Source organism: Amycolatopsis palatopharyngis (genome assembly GCF_003385185.1).
In the GTDB taxonomy this organism is placed as follows: domain Bacteria; phylum Actinomycetota; class Actinomycetes; order Mycobacteriales; family Pseudonocardiaceae; genus Amycolatopsis; species Amycolatopsis palatopharyngis.
Window position 1 is genome coordinate 1 of record NZ_PQHZ01000043.1, and the last position, 16,472, is coordinate 16,472.

Consider the following 16,472-nt stretch of genomic DNA (forward strand, 5'->3'; position numbering starts at 1 on the left):
CTCCAGCGCTCGCCCCGTCCATCGCACTTTCCCGGGAAAGTGCGATGGACGGTGGTGGGGTGTGCGCAGTGGGGGTGGTCGCGGGGTGCCGTTGGGCGGGGTTGGTTGACCGCTTGCCGAGGGGTGCTGCTGGTAGAACGTGTGTTCGAGTAGCGTCGATGGCGTGGACGTTGATGAGCGGGTGCTTCCGGTGTGGCAGCTTTCCGAGGGGGAGCTGCTCGGTGGCCTGCTCGAATCCGAGAAAGCACTACGGCGGCAGTATGGGCGCACCCTGGAGTTGATCGCCGAAGCCGACAAGCGCGGCCTGGCCGGGGTGCAGGGCTATTCGAGCATGGTGACGCTGTTGGTGATGGCGTTGCGGCTGTCCCGCGGCGAGGCCAAAGCCCGTGTTGTTCAGGCCAGCACCCCGATGCCGCTGGTGAAGGACGCTCTGGCGGCGGGGGAGATCGGGCCGGAGCACGTCACCCAGATCCAGAAGGTGCTTGCCCAGGCTCCCGCTGGTCTGCCGGAGGTGGACCGGGCTTCGAGTGAGGCCACTCTGGTGGAGTTGGCGCGGCAGGCTCGTCCGGTGGATGTGGCGAAGGCCGGGCAACAGATCCTGGGGCACTGGAACATCGAAGACACCCCACCGGACGATCGGGAGCGCCGCCATGCCGGGCCGCATCGGGAGTTCCGGGGTCGCTACCGCTACGACGGACAGTACGTGTTCACCGGCGAACTCGATCCCGAAACCGCCGCCGAACTCGAAGGCGCGATGCATCCGCTGGCCAAACCCGACCCCGCCGACGCCGATGGGCTGCCGGACCCGCGGACCCCGGTGCAGCGCCGGGGTGACGCTCTGGCCGAGATCATCAGCCGGACCGCCCGCGCCGACGACCTCCCGACCACCGGCGGCGAACGCGCCGTGGTGATCGTGACGGTGTCGCTGGCGGAGCTGGAACAACGCGCGGATACCGCCATGCTCGACGCCCGTGGCTACACCTCCATCAGCCAACTCCGCCGCTGGTGCTGCGAGGCGAAAGTCCTGCCCGCCGTGCTCGGTTCTCAGGGGGAGGTCCTCGACCTCGGCCGGGGGTCCCGCCTGGCCACCCCAGCCCAACGCCGAGCCCTCGCCATCCGCGACCGGGGCTGCACCCGCCCCGGCTGCACACGGGGCGTGAAGTGGTGTCACGTTCATCACGTGTTGTCGTGGATCGACCACGGGCCGTCCGATCTGGACAACATGATCCTGGTCTGCGCCCGGCATCATCGGGAGTTGCACCACACGGGCTGGTCGGTCCGCATCCGCCACGGCACTCCGGAGTTCATCCCGCCGGAATGGCTGGATCCGGAACAGAAACCCATCCGGAACACCGCCCACGACCCACCGACGGTCCGACACCAGGAACCGGTCGTGCCAACCCAGCGACGGCCACCCCAGCAGGCCGCACCCTGCCCGCCGTCCGCGTGACCCAAGCCGTGTGGAAACAATGCGCAGCAAGTGCGGCACTGTCGGCCCCGGTTCCTACACTCGGCGGATGATGACAAGCGATATTCGCCCGGCCCGCCCGGAGGACGCGGGCGCTGTCGCCGAGATCTGGTATCAGGGATGGTGCGACGGCCACCTGGGCAACGTTCCCGAGGACCTGGTCGCGTCGCGCACGAAGGAGTCGTTCGGAACGCGCGCGGCAGAGCGCGTCGACGACACCGTGGTCGCGACCGTAGACGGTGCCGTGGCGGGCTTCGTGATGGTGGTGGGCGACGAGGTCGAGCAGGTTTACGTCGCGTCTGGCCACCGAGGCACCGCGGTCGCCGCTGGCCTGCTCACAGAAGCGGAGCGTCTGGTGGCGGTGAACGGTCATCAGCAGGCGTGGCTCGCTGTTGTTCCCGGAAACGCCAGGGCCCGAAGGTTCTACGAACGCCGGGGCTGGACCGACGACGGGCTGTTCGACCACCAAGCCCCGAGTGACAGTGGGCCGATCTCGGTCCCGGCACACCGGTACGTGAAACGGCTTTGAGCGGCAGGATCTCGTCTCCCAGCCCGCGGTAGGGCTACTGGTAGGAGATCATCGCCGGCTTCGGCCTGCGCTGCATAGTCTGGCTCGGTGTGAGCATCGAGTGGTCCTCGTCGTAGAAGTTCTTCCAGCCCATCGGCACGCCGGCCGGCCGCGCGGCCACGACCGCATTCCACGTCGCGTCCTTCTGTCTCGTTGAGCCCTGGCCGTCCATGTGGATCAGGAGCGACACCTCGTCGTGGGTGGTGACCAGAGCAGACTCGTTGCGGATCATGGACAGGCGGAACTGGTGCACGACAAGAAGTTTCTGCGGCAACGAGTGCTCGGCCACGAGGTCTGCGAGCCACGCCGAGGTTTCGTTGATCTCCGCGGCGTCGATGCCACCGATCTGCTCCAGTGGCTCCTGCGTCGGTCCGAGCTTCCATTCGGGGTCGACGGCCAGCCCCACGTGGGGCAGTCGCAGGAGCGCCTCGTACCGCTGTGCCTGCTGCTGCAGCCGGGCCCGGCCGGGCTGCAGGTCGAGCAGGACGTACAGCCCGGACCTGCCCGCCTCTTCGACCCATGGACGCAACGAGGCGACGCTGGATTCCCCGGAGTAGTCGCCATCGGCACCGGGCTCGCCGTGTGCGACCGTCGCGATGATCTCGAAGGCCGGTACGACCGGCACCTCGCTCAGCGGCTCGTACTGCGCTGCCGTTCGCTTGGCGCGGCTGATGCTGTGCTGCAGGTCCTGCTCGCCGAGGACGCCGAGTGACGGTGCGCCGGGGTGACCGTACAGACAGACCAACCGCTTGCCGTGGGGCATGAGTTGCCCGCCACCTGGCAACTGCCGGCCGGTCGCCGCCACGGCCAGCCGCGCCCGCAGCCGCTCGGCGGGACCGAACCCGGCCCCGAGAGCGAGGACGGTCGCCGGTGGGTCGGCGTGCAGTGCCTCGACAGCCGCGCTGTCCGCTCGGGGGTCCGTCCCCTGTACGGGCAAGATCTCCGCGCCTGCGGCTCGAGCTGTCGCGACGGCCGCACCGGTCATCTGCGCGGCCTCGACCAGCACTGTGAGGTCGGCCGGTTCAGGAGGTTTCGTGGTCGGCAGGCCGTCCGCCGGCAGGTCCTGGGACGAGCCGACGGCGAACACCGGCACCGAGCCGACGAGTGCCTGCACCTTTCCCCGTTCCGCGGTGCCGACGGCAAGCACCGCCTGTGGCGACAGCCGGGTCAGTTCCTGCCGCAGGCCGCTGGGGACGTCGGTGGGGTGCACGCCGGAGTCGACGAGGACTGGCGCGCCCAGCCGAACGGCGATCTCGCTCGCTGTCGCCAGACCTTCGACGTCCTGGGCGTCGGCCACCAGCACGATCGGGGCGCTCCGGAACAGAGCATCGCTGGCCGCCATGGCCAACTCCGGGCCTGGCCGCGCATCGAGCACGGTGACGGGCTCGCGGGGATGGTGCGTCTGCGCCCTCTCGGGAACCGGCGCGCCGGTCGTCTCGGATGCACCGTCTCTGGGTCCGTCCGTGCAGGCCGCGACGATCAGCACGGGCAACAACACACCCGCCAGGAGCCTGCGCGAGCGTGGTCCGCACCTTTGCCCGAACTCGCGCATGCGCACCCCCTTTGGCCCGGCGGCAGGAGCGATACCCGAAGCCTCCCAGTGGCCTGCCCTGATGGGAATGCGGCCGTTCAGGTCATGAACCAGGCCCGTTGTCGCCCTGTGTTGCCACGCCGACAGCTGCTACGGCTCGATGACGAGCCGCTTCTGGTAGCCGGTGACGAGGACGTGGCCGACTGCGAGTACGAGGAGCACGACCGCCGGTACCGCGATGTAGGGGAGCGGCAGGTTGAGCGCGGGCAGAACGAGGAACCCGATCCACAGCGACACATAGGTGAAGTAGACGTGCGCGACGTACCGCCGCTGCCACCCCGGCAGCCGTCTGGCGGACTCCCGGCCCGCCTGGACGATCCGGTAGACGATCACGGCACCGAGACCGGCGAGGCCGGTGAACGCGAGCCGCGCGCCGATGTCGAGCCCGGTCCAGTCCACGGCGATCAGCGCGACCATCGAAACCAACAGTACGGCGAGTGAGGCGAGGTAGATCCGGGACAACCAGCGCAACGGTCCTGGCGGTACATCCGGTCTCATCGTTACCGGCCCGGTCAGCAGCCCCAGGATGCCGGCACCGGCATGAACGGCGATCAGAGTGGTGGTGACCATGGCAGCCCATAACGTCGTTATCGTACGGAACACCATACGCCCGCACCTACGCCCGCGCCAGGTCCGTTTCGGCGAACGAGTGGTGCTCGTGGTCAGGCCGCGGTGGCGGTAGCGGTCAGCAGGGCGTGTCCGGCGTCGGTCAGCGCCGCGGGTACGCGCTGCCCGATCAGGCCGAGCCTGCCCGGCCGGATCAGGCCGCTGTGGGTGAGTGCGTGCGCGGTGAACTGGTCGCAACAGGGCACGCCGTCGACGAACAGATCGGGCTCACTGCTGCACGTCACTTGGCCCCGGCCCGCGGCGACCGCACGAAGCATGGCCAGTGTTCGATGACTCGGCGGGTACATGTCGGGCTCCTCTCGATTCGGCTCTACCGATACGACGAACCGGGTCGCCGGAAATCGACATCCTCTGCTGAGACTTTCCCGCTGTCGTCTCGTTCCCAGCCCAATCGGCGAAATCGAGGTGGGCGCGCGGCGTTGAACAGACCATGCGGCTCACGCTGGCATTTCAGGTTCGGACATACGGGGGCGAACTTCGCGCCGAATGGCCCATTGCGATGCGTTGCGACCTGGGTTCAACTGGTCGTTCGCTAAGCGAAAGGTCAGGCTATGAGGCGAAGATATGTTGTCGTACTACTCGCCGCCGCCCTGGTAGGTGGTTCCGCCACCACGGCCTCCGCCGCACCGGCGCCGGCGGCCGGCGACCTCCGGGCTTACGACGCCGAGCTGGCGCCGGGCGAGGTACGTGATCTCCGGTCCGAGGGAATCGACGTACTGGATGTGCCGGGCGGTGGGGTCGAGCTGATCCTCACCGACCGGGAACGCGAGCGGCTGCGGTCGGCCGGGATCAAGCTGCGCCCGAAGGACCAGGCCGCGCGGACGAGATCCGCGGTGGAGACCGCGGCGGACGGTGTGTACCGGCCCTACAGTGGCCCCGGAGGGATCGAGGAGGAGATCCGGCGGACTGTCGCCGAGAACCCACATCTGGCCAAGCTGGTGCCGATCGGCGAGACGCGGCAGGGAAAGGAGATCCTTGCGGTCAAGCTGACGCTCGACGCCCGGTCCGTTCCGGACGGCAGCAGGCCCGCCTCGCTGTACAGCTCCACCCAGCACGCGCGGGAGTGGATCACCGTCGAAACCAATCGACGGCTGCTGCACCACATGATCGACAACTACGGGACCGATCGCGAGATCACCCGGTTGCTCAACCGGAACGAGTACTGGTTCGTCCTCGTCGCCAACCCGGATGGCTACGACCACACGTTCACCGAGGGAAACCGGCTCTGGCGCAAGAACCTGCGGGACAACGACGGCGACGGGAAGATCACCGTCAACGACGGCGTGGACCTGAACCGGAACTTCGACTACACCTGGGGCTACGACAACGAGGGATCCTCGCCGAATCCGACCAGCCAGGTCTACCGTGGTCCCGCGCCGGGCTCGGAGCCCGAGACGCAGGCGCTGGACGGTCTCTTTCGCAGGGTCGACTTCAGTTTCCTGGTCAACTACCACTCGGCCGCGCAACTGCTTCTCTATGGCGTGGGCTGGCAGGTCAACACTGACTCACCCGACGACCTGATCGCCGCGACGCTTGCCGGTACCGACGCGAATCCCGGTGTGGCGGGATTCGATCCGGACGTCTCGGCCGAGCTGTACACGACCAACGGCGAAACGACCAACCACGCGCAGGCCCGCTACGGGATCATCAGCTTCACCCCGGAGCAGACCACGTGCCAGGCGGCGAGCCGGAGCGACCCGAACGACGAATGGCGCGCGGAGGACTGTCAGAGCGGGTTCAACTTCCCCGACGATGAGGAACTGATCCAGGAGGAGTTCGAGCGCAACCTGCCGTTCGCGCTCGACATCGCCCGCTCGACGGCAGACCCGGCGAACCCGGAGTCGCATCTGGGGAACACCGCACCGGAGATCGTCGCGAAACCCATCGCCACCTCGTTCGGCGAAACCCAGACGGTGTCCGCGATCGCCAAACGGCGTCCGGGGCCGGTCCTGGTGCGTTACCGGATCAACGATGGCAGGCAGCGCACCACCTTCGCCCGCGAGTGGGACGGCGGTGAGCGCTACGGCGACGGCTTCGACGTGCACTATGCGCAGGTGCGGGCCGATATCCCTGGAGCCGGACCCGGTGATCGGGTCGAGGTGGTCTTCCAATCCCACGGCACGCGCACCGAGCCGTTCACCTACACCGTCGAGCAGGCGGCCACGAAACCCGTGCTGGTCATCGCCAACGAGGACTACGAGGGCTTCGACCCGGAGGTGCCGAACCCGACGCCACCGGCGTCCGGTCCACGCCACCTGGACGCGTACACCACAGCGCTGGAGGCCAACGACATCTCCTACGACGTCTGGGACATGACCCAGCGCGGGGCACCGGACCCACTCGGAGTGCTCGCCCACTACGAGGCCGTCGTCTGGTACACCGGAGACAACGTGGTCACCCAACGGCAGCCGGCAGCGGCCCACATCGTGACCAAAGTGCAGCAGGACACCACACTCGCCGTCCGGGACTTCCTGAACGAGGGTGGCAAGCTGCTGCACACCGGCGAGTACGCGGGCTACTTCGGGCCGAACGGCTCGCTGTACTTCGACAACCCCGAGGAGCCGTGTGCACCGGAGTCGAGCTCGTTCCGGCTTTGCCTTTACTCCAACGACTTCTACCAGTACTACCTCGGCGGGTTCTCCCGGAGTCCGGTGGACGCCCCGGACGAAGTCACCGGTACCGGACCGCCGCTGTCGGGAAACCTGCCCATCGCGGGCGGGGACGGGGCCGACAACCAGGAGCGGCCCGGTGAGTTCCGGGTGACCAGTGATGTGCTGCCGGAAGCGGACTTCCCGCAGTTCGGCAGCAGCGAAGCAGCTCGTTACGTGCCGACCGGCCCGGAGCCGGAGCAGCCCTTGAACGGTGCCTGGTACGCGGGCGCGCTGCACACCGATCAGTCCTACCAACGCTTGACGCGGACGGTGGACCTGTCGTCGGTCGGCACCGCTTCGCTCGGCCTGAACCTCTCCTACGATCTCGAGTCCGATTACGACTTCGCCATGGTCGAGGCCCGGATCGTGGGCACGGATCAGTGGACGACGCTCGCGGACGCCGAGGGCAGGGCCACCTCTGCCGTGCCGGCACAGTGTGAACAGGGTTTCCTGCTGCGGTTGCACCCGTGGCTGGAGCGGTACCTGACGATCAAAGGCGATTCCTGCCTGCCATCGGGAACCAGCGGTTCCTGGAACGGCTTCACCGGAAGTTCCGGTTGGGGACCGGCGACATTCGACCTTTCCGGATATGCGGGGCACGAGGTCGAGATCGCGGTCAGTTACGTCACGGATCCGGCCAGCGGTGAGGTGGGCGTCTTCCTCGATGACACGTCGGTGACAGTCGACGGCCAGGTGGTCGAGGAGAGCGGCTTCGAGGACGGGCTCGGGCCGTGGACCATCGCGCCGCCACCGGAAGGCAGTGCCGACACCGGGGCGGCGTGGCAGCGGTCGCAGTCCTTGGTGCAGCCGCGCGCCGCGGCGGTCACGACCGAGGACACCGTGTACCTCGGGTTCGGCCTGGAGGCCATCGCGACGGCCGAACAGCGGGCGAACGTGCTCGGTGACTCACTGCGCTACCTGCTCGAACCGGCCACATAGCGTGGCCTGCCGCCCGCGCACTTTCCCGGGAAAGTGCGCGGGCGGCCTTCGGGCTTCGGGCGTGGCCTCAGTCCGCCTGCTCGGACCACCACTTCTTCCCGGCTTCGGGCAGTGTGGAGATCGGGTCGTAGTAGGGGTACTTGCGCTGCAGCGCTTCCGGATCCTCCAGCTCGATGCCGGTGCGGTAGTTCTTGGTCCAGTAGGAAATACCCTTCTCGCGGTCGTACTCCGCGAGCTGGTGCACCCAGCGCTTGCCGACGTACGGGACGTCGCAGACGATCCTCGGGGTGGCATAACCCGGCAGGTAGCCCATGATCGCGTGCTGCAGCTCCTGTGCCTCGTGCACCGAAACCCGCCAGTGCTCGGAGTTCGGGATCATGTCGCACATGTAGAAGTAGTACGGCAGGATTCCGGCCTCGCCCTGCAACGCGAAGCAGAGGTCGAGCAGCTCGTTGGCCGTCGCGTTGACCCCGCGCATCAGCACACCCTGGTTACGGACGTCCCGGACGCCGACGTCGAGGGCCGTCCTGGTCGCCTCGGCGACCAGCGGGGTGACCGACTGGGCGTGGTTCACGTGTGTGTGGATGGCGAGGTTGACCCCACGGCGGCCGGCCGTACCGGCGACCCTCGCGAGTCCCTCCACGACCTTCGGTTGCAGCCAGTGCTGCGGGAGACCGGCCAGCGCCTTGGTGGCGAGCCGGATGTCGCGAACGGTCTCGATGTCCATCAGCCGCATCAGGAACGACTCGAGCTGGTGCCACGGGACGTTGGCGACGTCGCCACCGGAGACCACGACGTCGCGCACCCCGGGCGTCCGCTTCAGGTAGTCGATGATGGCGTCCTGCCGGTCCACCGGCTTCAGCGACAGCTTGTGCTTGTCGACCTGCTCGGTGGAGTTCCCGACCAGGTCCATCCGTGTGCAGTGCCCGCAGTACTGCGGGCAGGTGGAGAGCAGTTCGGCGAGGACCTTGGTGGGGTAGCGGTGGGTCAGTCCCTCGGCCACCCACATCTCGGCCTCGTGTAGCGAGTCGCGCTCCGAGTGCGGGTGCGAGGCCCATTCGGTCTCCCGGTCGCTGCGCACCGGCAGCATGTACCGGCGGATCGGGTCGGCGTAGAACGCCTCGGTGACCTTGCGCGGATCCGATCCCGCGTCCGTAGCCATGGTGTTGAGCATCTGCGGCGGGAGCAGCATCGACATCGTGGCCATTTCCCGCTGGTCGGCCTGCAGATCCTCGTAGAACCGATCCTCCAGCAGATCGCCCATCAGCGCCCGCAGTTGCTTGATGTTGCGGACGCAGTGCACTCGTTGCCACTGCGCGTCGCGCCACTCCGCCTCGGTGACGTCCTGCCATCCGGGGAAGCGGCGCCAGTCGGGTTCGACCAGCTCCGTCCTCGCGTAGACGTACGGCTGCTCGGGGCCGGGCTCCTGACAGGAGCCGGCGGCAGTCGAGGCAGGTTCCTGGATCGCAGTCACATCTGCTCCTAAGCGTCGGGATAGCGTGAAATTATCCTGTCATAGAGCACTGCGAACGTAAATTTTGCCGTTATGCGGGTGTTATCTGTGGTGGTCACGGAGGCGGATCCCCGGTGTCGCGACGTCGTGGCCACCAGGCAGACTCTCCAGGTGTGAACAGTGACGAGCGCACAACGCTGCTGACCGGCGGGCGCGTCCACACGCCGAGTTCGCCCGACGCCACGGCCATGGCCATCACCGGGGACACCGTCGTCTGGGTCGGGCAGGACGGCCCGGGCCGCGCGCTGCACCCGGACGCCGAGGAGATCGCATTGGACGGCGCCTTCGTCGCGCCCGCGTTCGTCGACTCCCACGTGCACGCCACAGCCACCGGCCTGCACCTGTCCGGACTCGATCTGTCGGCCGTACGCGGGGGCGCCGAACTCCTCGCCGCCGTCCGCTCGGCCGCGCGCCAGGGCGAGGTGCTGCTGGCCCACGGCTGGGACTCCTCGACCTGGGAGGACGCCCGGGTCCCGAGCCGGGCCGAGCTCGACCAGGCCGCGGGGGACACGCCGGTGTACCTCAGCCGCGTGGACGTGCACTCGGCGCTGGTGTCCACCGCGATGGCCGATCTGGCTCCCGGCACCCGCTCCGCGGAAGGGTGGTCCGACGACGGCCCGCTGACCAGACAGGCCCACCACCTGGTGCGGGCCGCCGCAAGGGCCGCCATCACCCCGTCCCAGCGTCGCGCCGCACAACTCGCCTTTCTGCGCACCGCCGCCGCTCGCGGCATCGCGACCGTGCACGAGTGCGCGGGTCCGGACATCTCCGGCGTGGACGACCTCACCGCACTGCTGGACCTGGCCGAGGACCCGGACCTGCCCGCCGTGGTCGGCTACTGGGGCGAGATCGGTGCCGTCGACCTCGCGGCCCGCCTCGGCCTGCCTGGACTCGCGGGTGACCTCTTCGTCGACGGCTCGCTCGGCTCGCACACCGCCGCACTCTGTGCCACCTACACCGACCTTCCGCACACCGCAGGCGCCCGCTACCTCGACGCCAGGACGATCGCGGACCACGTCGTCAGCTGCACGGAAGCAGGGCTGCAGGCAGGCTTCCACGTCATCGGCGACGACGCCGTCGGCGAGGTAGTCCGCGGATTCCAGCTCGCCGAGCAGGCCATCGGCAGCCGCGCCCTCGCAGGCCGCCGCCACCGGCTCGAACACCTCGAGATGATCGACGCGGAACAGGCACGCATCCTCGCGAGCTGGGGAGTGGTGGCCTCGGTGCAGCCACTGTTCGACGCGGCCTGGGGCGGCACCTCGGGGATGTACGCCGAACGGCTCGGCGCGCGGCGCGCGGGCGGACTCAACCCGTTCTCCACGCTCGCCGCGCAGGGCATGCCGCTGGCGCTCGGCTCCGATGCTCCGGTGACGCCCCTCGACCCCTGGGCGAGCGTCCGTGCGGCCGTGCACCACAGAACCCCAGGGGCAGGGCTCTCCCCGCGCGCCGCCTTCACCGCGCACACCAGGGGCGGGCACCGGGCCGCGGGCACAGCCGACGGCACGACCGGAAGTCTCGTTCCCGGCGCACCCGCGCACTACGCGATCTGGGCGGCCGCCGATCTCGTCGTCGCCGGTTCGGACGAACGGGTACAGCGCTGGTCCACCGACCCGCGCTCCGGAGTGCCCGGCCTGCCCGCGCTCGAGCCGGGTACCGACCTGCCACGATGCCTGCGGACGGTACGCGCGGGCCGGATCATCCACGACGAGTTCGCCGTGGCCGGGCGAGCGTGAGCACGACCGTGATCAGTGGCGCTGCCGAACCCGCACCGCCCTCGGCGACAGCACGTCTGCGACCGGTCGCCGCACGGCTGCTCCTGACCGCGCTGTCGGGCTTCGTGCTGTACCTGAGCTTCCCGCCGCGCCCGCTGTGGTGGCTGGCGCCGCTGGCCTTCGCCGGCCTCGGCCTGGTGCTGTTCGGCAGGCGGTTCTGGGCGGGCACGGGCTACGGCCTCGTGTTCGGGCTGGTTTTCTTTCTCGCGCACCTGGTGTGGATCCAGGACTTCCTCGGCGCCGATTTCGGCAGTGCTCCCTGGCTCGGGCTCTCCGCGGTCATGGCCCTCTTCGTCGCGGCCGCCTGCGGACTGATGACACTGGTCACCCGGCTGCCCGCGGCACCAGTGTGGATGGCGCTGGTTTTCCTGCTTCAGGAGAGCCTGCGATCACGCTGGCCGATCAACGGGTTTCCCTGGGGGCGGGTCGCCTTCGGTCAGCCCGAGGGCGCCTACCTACCGCTGGCGTCGGTCGGGGGAGCCCCGCTGGTCGGTTTCGCCGTTCTGCTCACCGGATTCGGGCTCGCCCGCCTCGCCGTCCTCTTCAGGGCGGGCCGGCGCGGGCCCGGCATCCGCTGGGCCGTCCCGGTCGCGTGCACGCTGCTTCCGGTCGTCGCGGGCCTGGCGCTGTGGCCCACGATCGGTACCGAAGCACAGGCCGGAACCCGTTCCGTCGCGGTCGTCCAGGGCAATGCCCCCGACATCGGGCTCGGACTCCTCGGGCAGCGCGACGTCATCCGCCGCAACCACCTCGAGGCCAGCGCCGAACTCGCCCGCCGCATCCAGTCCGGTGAGATCCCTCGGCCCGACCTCGTGGTGTGGCCGGAGACGGCAACGGAGGTGCGCGGCGCGGACCCGGTGCTGGACGAGGTGGTCGACTCGTTCGGCACGCCGACCCTGATCGGTGCGCTGTACCGGTTGCCGACCGGGCAGGCGCAGAACGCCGTGGTCGAGTGGCAGCCGGATACCGGGCAGGGGCAGCGCTACGCCAAGCAGGAACTGGTGCCGTTCGCCGAGTACGTCCCGCTGCGGTCCATCGCGCGGCTGTTCACCCCGTTCGTCGACGACACCGGAGACATGCGCTCGGGTAGCGAACCAGGAGTAATCGACGTCGCGGACACCACCGTCGGCCTGGCCATCTGCTACGAGGCCGCCTACGACTACGTCTCCCGCGAGGCCACAGCGGCCGGCGCCGAACTGCTGATCGTCCCCACGAACAACGCCTGGTACGGGCCGGGGGAGATGAGTTACCAGCAACTGGCGATGTCGCGGGTCCGCGCCGTCGAGCACGGGCGGGCAGTGGTGGTGGCGGCGACCAGTGGCGTGAGCGCCATCGTCCGGCCCGACGGCAGCATCGGCGCCTCCACCGACCTGTTCACCCGGGAAACACTGCTGGAGGAAGTCCCGCTGCGGCAGGAGACTACCCTGTCAGATCGACTCGGTGCATGGACCGAGTACGTGCTGGTCGGGGCCGCGTTGCTGGCGGTGGCGAGCGGTATCGTGCTCTCCCGCCGCACCCGGCGTGCGAACGCCGAGAAGACCGACAAGAGTGCGGCGCGCGGCGCCGCCGAGGAGGGTTAGGTATGGCGCAGGGGGCTCCACACGACCGGGGCGGGGAGAGTATCGAACCGGTACTGGTCGTGATCCCGACGTACAACGAGCGGGACAACCTCCCAGAGATCCTGCGGAGGTTGCACGAAGCGAACCCCTCCGTACACGCGCTGGTGGTGGACGACGGCAGCCCCGACGGCACCGGGGTGCTCGCCGACGACCTCGCGGTCGCCGACGAACGGGTGCACGTTATGCACCGCTCGGAAAAGGCCGGACTCGGCGCGGCCTACGTCGCGGGTTTCCGCTGGGGCCTGGAGCGGGACTACGCCACGCTGGTCGAGATGGACGCGGACGGCTCACACGCCCCCGAGGACCTGCCCCGCATCCTCGACGCGCTCGGCGACGCCGACCTCGTGCTCGGCTCCCGTTACGTGCCCGGCGGCAGTGTGGTGAACTGGCCGCTGCGCAGGCAGCTGTTGTCCAGGGGAGCCAACCTGTACTCCAGGATCGCCCTCGGCACCCATATCAACGACATCACCGCCGGCTACCGGGCCTACCGGCGTGAGGTGCTGGAGAAGCTCCCGCTGGACGAGATCGCCTCTCGCGGCTACTGCTTCCAGATCGACCTGGCATGGCGGACCGTTCGTGCGGGGTTCACCGTCGTCGAGGTTCCGATCACCTTCACCGAACGCGAGATCGGTGAGTCGAAGATGAGCGGTTCCATCGTGCGCGAGGCAATGATCCGCGTGGGGCTCTGGGGCCTGCGCCACCGGCTCGACCAGCTGCGAGGGCTGTTCTCCCGCAACGGCTGACAGAAAAGACCGAGGGCCCCGCACGGAATCCGTGCGGGGCCCTCGGCGTGGTGGGAGTCGGTCAGCGGGCGCTCATGCGGAGCGGGTCCGGCGCCCCTTCAGCTCGGCAAGACGCTCGTTGAGCAGGTCCTCCAGTTCGGGAATGGAACGACGCTCCAAGAGCATGTCCCAGTGCGTCCTGGGAGGCTTAACGTCACGCTGGGCAGGCTGACCGCCGTCAATGATCTCTGACTCGCTGCCGTGCAGTCTGCACTCCCACACCGACGGGATCTCGGCATCGTCGGAGAACGGCACCTCGAACTCGTGGTCCTTGGGACAGGCGTATCGCACGGTACGGCGCGGGGCTAGGTCGTGATTGCGGTCGGTTTCGTAGCTGACCGCTCCCAACCGGCTTCCACGAAGAACACGGTCGGCCATGGTGGGTCCTTTCAGTCGGCTCGTCGAGAGCCAGGGCGATGCTCACCCTATGCAACGACCGGGGCGGTCCGGGGATTCCCGCACCGGCATGTCGTTGCTCACGATGAGCTTCGTCACCCGTCGGCAACAGCTTCCTCTAGTAGGACGGAATTTCGCCTTCGGCGTGACGCCTTATCGCCCGTCTTCTTGGGATTATCGCCCGTATGGGCTATCTAGCGCTACTTAGGTCAGACGTAATTGCCCTGGGTGTTCCGAGTGGGGTCCAAGATCACCAAGCCGGAAGTGTGGGCGACACAGGACCTGGTAACGCATTGTAGTTGTCTGGATATGCGAGCGTGGCATAGCTGAATCTTCAACATAACCTTCGGCGTCCGCAACTACGACCGTGTCACCCGCCCGGAGGACCTGGCCGTCGAGAACCCTGGCGTTGAACCGGCCGGGCAGGCCGCACCAGCAGAGCACCTCGACCTGGACCGGTTGCAGCTCGTCGGCCAACTCGAACAGCCGTCGCGCCCCGGGAAACAGCTGGCTGCGGAAGTCCGTCGCGATACCGAAACAGTAGACATCCAACTGCACGTCGTCAGCGAGCTCGGCCAGTTGTTCCACCTGCTCAGGGGACAGGAACTGCGCCTCGTCGACGATCAGGTAGTCGACGTGCTGGCCCCGGGACCATTCCCCGCGGACCAACGCGCGCAGATCGGTGTCCTGACCCACCTCGAGGGCGTCGCGGGTGATGCCGATCCTGCTGCTGATCTGCGGCTCCCCGGAACGGTCGTGGCGGACCAACAGCAAGCCACGCCTGCCTTGCCTGGCGTGATTGTGGTCGATCTGCAGTGCGAGCGTCGACTTGCCACAGTCCATCGGGCCGTAACAGAACTTCAGCTTGCCGACAACGGCACCGCGTCTGCGGTCGCCCGCGGCCGGAACCGAGGACAGTGCCCCTGCCGGGTCCAGCTCTTCATCAAGCGTGGTCACGACGAGGCACCCTATCGGGCGGCGGTGGGCCCGGTTCGGAGTACGGGCCGTTAGCCACCCGTACCGGTTCGGGTACAGGTCGGTCAGACGACGGTGGGCTCCTGGTTGCCCGCAGCGGCGATAGCGCGTCGCACCGGCACCAATGCAACCAGCACAAGACCCACGACGAAGAAGACCGTCAGAGCGATGATCGCGTACCGGAAGGACCCGGTGGCCTGCCCGACCGCGGCGAACAGCAGCGGCCCCATCCACGACGTTCCCCGCTCACCGATCTCGTAGAGCGAGTAGTACTGCGCCTCCTTGCCCGCGGGAATCATCTGGCTGTACAGCGACCGGGACAGCGCGTTCGTGCCGCCGAGCACCAAGCCGATACCGGCGGCCACGGCGTAGAACTGGAACTGCTGGCCCGCCTCCACGAAGAACGCCGCCCCGATCACCAGGATCCACACCCCGAGACTGCCGAGAATCGTCTTCTTCGCACCGAACCGGCGCGCGATCAGGCCATGCGCGACACCACCGAAGTACGCCACGAACTGGATCACCAGAATCGTCGCGATCAGCACCTCGTCGGCGAACTTCAGCTCCTCCTTGCCGTACTGCGCGGACACGGTCACCACAGTCGAGATGCCGTCGGTGTACACCAGATAGGCGCCAAGAAACGCCAGGGTCAGTGGAAACGCCCTCGCGGCCTTCACCGTGTCCCGCAGTTCCGTGAAGCCGGCCCGCAGCACCGAGGAACCGTGCTCCCTGCCGTGTGGCTCCTGGTGCTCGTGCAGCCTGCTCAGCGGAATCAGCGTGAACGCCGCCCACCAGATTCCCGAGGTCAGAAAGCAGATACGGACCGCCGTCGACTCGCTGACCCCGAACGCGTCCCGGCCTAGGTAGAACGCCAGTTGCAGGGCCAGCGCGACACCGCCGCCGAGGTAGCCGAACGCCCAGCCCCGCGACGAGACCGCGTCCCGCTCGTCCGGTGTGGCGATATCCGGGAGAAACGAGTAGTAGACGACTATCGAGGCGCCGTAACCGATGTTGCCGAGCATGTACAACACCACGCCCAGCTCCCAGTTGTCGCCCGCCACGAAGAACAGCAGGGCCGACGACACGGCGCCGAGGAATGCGAAGCCACCGAGGATCTTCTTCTTGCTCTGGCTGCGATCGGCGATCGCCCCGGTCACCGGCAACACGAGCACCTGGATGATCGTCGCGGCGGAGAGCAGGTATCCCCACAGCGACCCGGCCGGGAAGTGCAGGCCGAACAGCCCGATGTCGCAGTTCTGCAGGGTGCTGTCCCGCCCGAGGTCGTCGACACACGGGTTCGGGCCGTTGCGCGCGAGGTCGGTGCGCGCGTCCGCCGCGGCGACCGAACCCATGTACAGCGCACCGAACACCGTGATGACCGAGGTGAAGAAGGTCGAATTGGCCCAGTCGTAGAAGTACCAGCCACGCTGCTCGCGCCTGCGGTCCCTGGCGTCGGCGGCGGGAGCCGGCCCGGACGGGATGGTGCTCATGCCATGCTCCTGCGGCTCGTGATCGTCAGCAGAGCGGAGACTACTTGCCCTCGGGGGGAGAGGGGAGCGCGCAGCCCGATC

The 16,472-nt window shown here is 68.3% G+C and carries 13 protein-coding genes; 6 read left to right on the plus strand and 7 right to left on the minus strand.

Annotated elements, in window-relative coordinates:
• Positions 1-163: 163 nt before the first annotated feature.
• Together D0C15_RS25835 and D0C15_RS25840 are read left to right on the plus strand one after the other, a co-directional pair.
• Positions 164-1,450 carry an HNH endonuclease signature motif containing protein gene (locus tag D0C15_RS25835; RefSeq protein WP_245976236.1) on the plus strand — a complete coding sequence of 429 codons (1,287 nt, stop codon included), beginning with the start codon at positions 164-166 and terminating at the stop codon, positions 1,448-1,450.
• A 67-nt stretch (positions 1,451-1,517) separates the two neighbouring features.
• Entirely contained in the window at positions 1,518-1,997 is a 480-nt protein-coding gene (locus tag D0C15_RS25840; protein WP_211323323.1) for a GNAT family N-acetyltransferase, read from the plus strand.
• Positions 1,998-2,031: 34 nt separating this feature from the next.
• On the opposite strand, the gene D0C15_RS25845 is transcribed toward D0C15_RS25840, so the two are convergent.
• The 3 genes from D0C15_RS25845 to D0C15_RS25855 all read right to left on the minus strand — a co-directional run bounded on the left by D0C15_RS25845 (position 2,032) and on the right by D0C15_RS25855 (position 4,541).
• Positions 2,032-3,588: a hypothetical protein gene (locus D0C15_RS25845; protein ID WP_162830259.1), complete on the minus strand. Its 1,557-nt coding sequence runs from the start codon at positions 3,586-3,588 to the stop codon at positions 2,032-2,034.
• Between the two features lie 129 nt (positions 3,589-3,717).
• Positions 3,718-4,197: a hypothetical protein gene (locus D0C15_RS25850; protein WP_116050455.1), complete on the minus strand. Its 480-nt coding sequence runs from the start codon at positions 4,195-4,197 to the stop codon at positions 3,718-3,720.
• Positions 4,198-4,289: 92 nt separating this feature from the next.
• The gene (locus D0C15_RS25855) at positions 4,290-4,541 is read right to left on the minus strand and encodes a hypothetical protein (protein WP_162830260.1); all 252 of its coding nucleotides are present in this window, start codon (positions 4,539-4,541) and stop codon (positions 4,290-4,292) included.
• A gap of 264 nt (positions 4,542-4,805) precedes the next feature.
• On the opposite strand from D0C15_RS25855, the gene D0C15_RS25860 reads away from it, so the two are divergent.
• On the plus strand, positions 4,806-7,844 hold the full coding sequence (locus tag D0C15_RS25860; protein ID WP_116050458.1) for a M14 family metallopeptidase: 3,039 nt from the start codon (positions 4,806-4,808) through the stop codon (positions 7,842-7,844).
• Between the two features lie 67 nt (positions 7,845-7,911).
• On the opposite strand, the gene D0C15_RS25865 is transcribed toward D0C15_RS25860, so the two are convergent.
• On the minus strand, positions 7,912-9,318 hold the full coding sequence (locus D0C15_RS25865) for a KamA family radical SAM protein (RefSeq protein ID WP_116050459.1): 1,407 nt from the start codon (positions 9,316-9,318) through the stop codon (positions 7,912-7,914).
• A gap of 152 nt (positions 9,319-9,470) precedes the next feature.
• Here D0C15_RS25865 and D0C15_RS25870 point away from each other — a divergent pair, with 152 nt between their 5' ends.
• From D0C15_RS25870 to D0C15_RS25880, 3 genes are read left to right on the plus strand one after another with little or no spacing between them, the layout of a single operon-like run.
• Complete coding sequence (locus D0C15_RS25870; protein WP_245976237.1) at positions 9,471-11,090, plus strand: amidohydrolase; 1,620 nt, start codon at positions 9,471-9,473, stop codon at positions 11,088-11,090.
• Positions 11,087-12,709, plus strand: coding sequence for an apolipoprotein N-acyltransferase (lnt, locus tag D0C15_RS25875; protein ID WP_425455429.1), 1,623 nt, complete (start codon positions 11,087-11,089; stop codon positions 12,707-12,709). The genes D0C15_RS25870 and lnt overlap by 4 nt, the downstream gene beginning before the upstream one ends.
• A gap of 2 nt (positions 12,710-12,711) precedes the next feature.
• A complete protein-coding gene (locus D0C15_RS25880) occupies positions 12,712-13,491 on the plus strand; it encodes a polyprenol monophosphomannose synthase (protein ID WP_116050463.1) in 780 nt (259 codons plus the stop codon).
• A 72-nt stretch (positions 13,492-13,563) separates the two neighbouring features.
• Here the strand turns inward: D0C15_RS25880 and D0C15_RS25885 are convergent, their stop codons facing one another.
• The 3 genes from D0C15_RS25885 to D0C15_RS25895 all read right to left on the minus strand — a co-directional run bounded on the left by D0C15_RS25885 (position 13,564) and on the right by D0C15_RS25895 (position 16,391).
• Positions 13,564-13,908 carry an RNA polymerase-binding protein RbpA gene (locus D0C15_RS25885; protein ID WP_091676277.1) on the minus strand — a complete coding sequence of 115 codons (345 nt, stop codon included), beginning with the start codon at positions 13,906-13,908 and terminating at the stop codon, positions 13,564-13,566.
• 222 nt (positions 13,909-14,130) lie between these two features.
• Positions 14,131-14,883 (minus strand): thymidine kinase, encoded by a 753-nt coding sequence (locus tag D0C15_RS25890; RefSeq protein ID WP_116050465.1) that lies wholly within the window; start codon positions 14,881-14,883, stop codon positions 14,131-14,133.
• Positions 14,884-14,966: 83 nt separating this feature from the next.
• A complete protein-coding gene (locus D0C15_RS25895) occupies positions 14,967-16,391 on the minus strand; it encodes an MFS transporter (RefSeq protein ID WP_116050467.1) in 1,425 nt (474 codons plus the stop codon).
• Between the last annotated feature and the right edge of the window lie 81 nt (positions 16,392-16,472).

What these genes read in the sequence shown, in the direction of transcription:
- D0C15_RS25840 (WP_211323323.1), top strand. Translation starts at nt 1,518, where the DNA reads ATGATGACAAGCGATATTCGCCCGGCCCGCCCGGAGGACGCGGGCGCT.
- D0C15_RS25845 (WP_162830259.1), bottom strand. Translation starts at nt 3,588, where the DNA reads ATGCGCGAGTTCGGGCAAAGGTGCGGACCACGCTCGCGCAGGCTCCTG.
- D0C15_RS25850 (WP_116050455.1), bottom strand. Translation starts at nt 4,197, where the DNA reads ATGGTCACCACCACTCTGATCGCCGTTCATGCCGGTGCCGGCATCCTG.
- D0C15_RS25855 (WP_162830260.1), bottom strand. Translation starts at nt 4,541, where the DNA reads ATGTACCCGCCGAGTCATCGAACACTGGCCATGCTTCGTGCGGTCGCC.
- D0C15_RS25860 (WP_116050458.1), top strand. Translation starts at nt 4,806, where the DNA reads ATGAGGCGAAGATATGTTGTCGTACTACTCGCCGCCGCCCTGGTAGGT.
- D0C15_RS25880 (WP_116050463.1), top strand. Translation starts at nt 12,712, where the DNA reads ATGGCGCAGGGGGCTCCACACGACCGGGGCGGGGAGAGTATCGAACCG.
- D0C15_RS25885 (WP_091676277.1), bottom strand. Translation starts at nt 13,908, where the DNA reads ATGGCCGACCGTGTTCTTCGTGGAAGCCGGTTGGGAGCGGTCAGCTAC.
- D0C15_RS25895 (WP_116050467.1), bottom strand. Translation starts at nt 16,391, where the DNA reads ATGAGCACCATCCCGTCCGGGCCGGCTCCCGCCGCCGACGCCAGGGAC.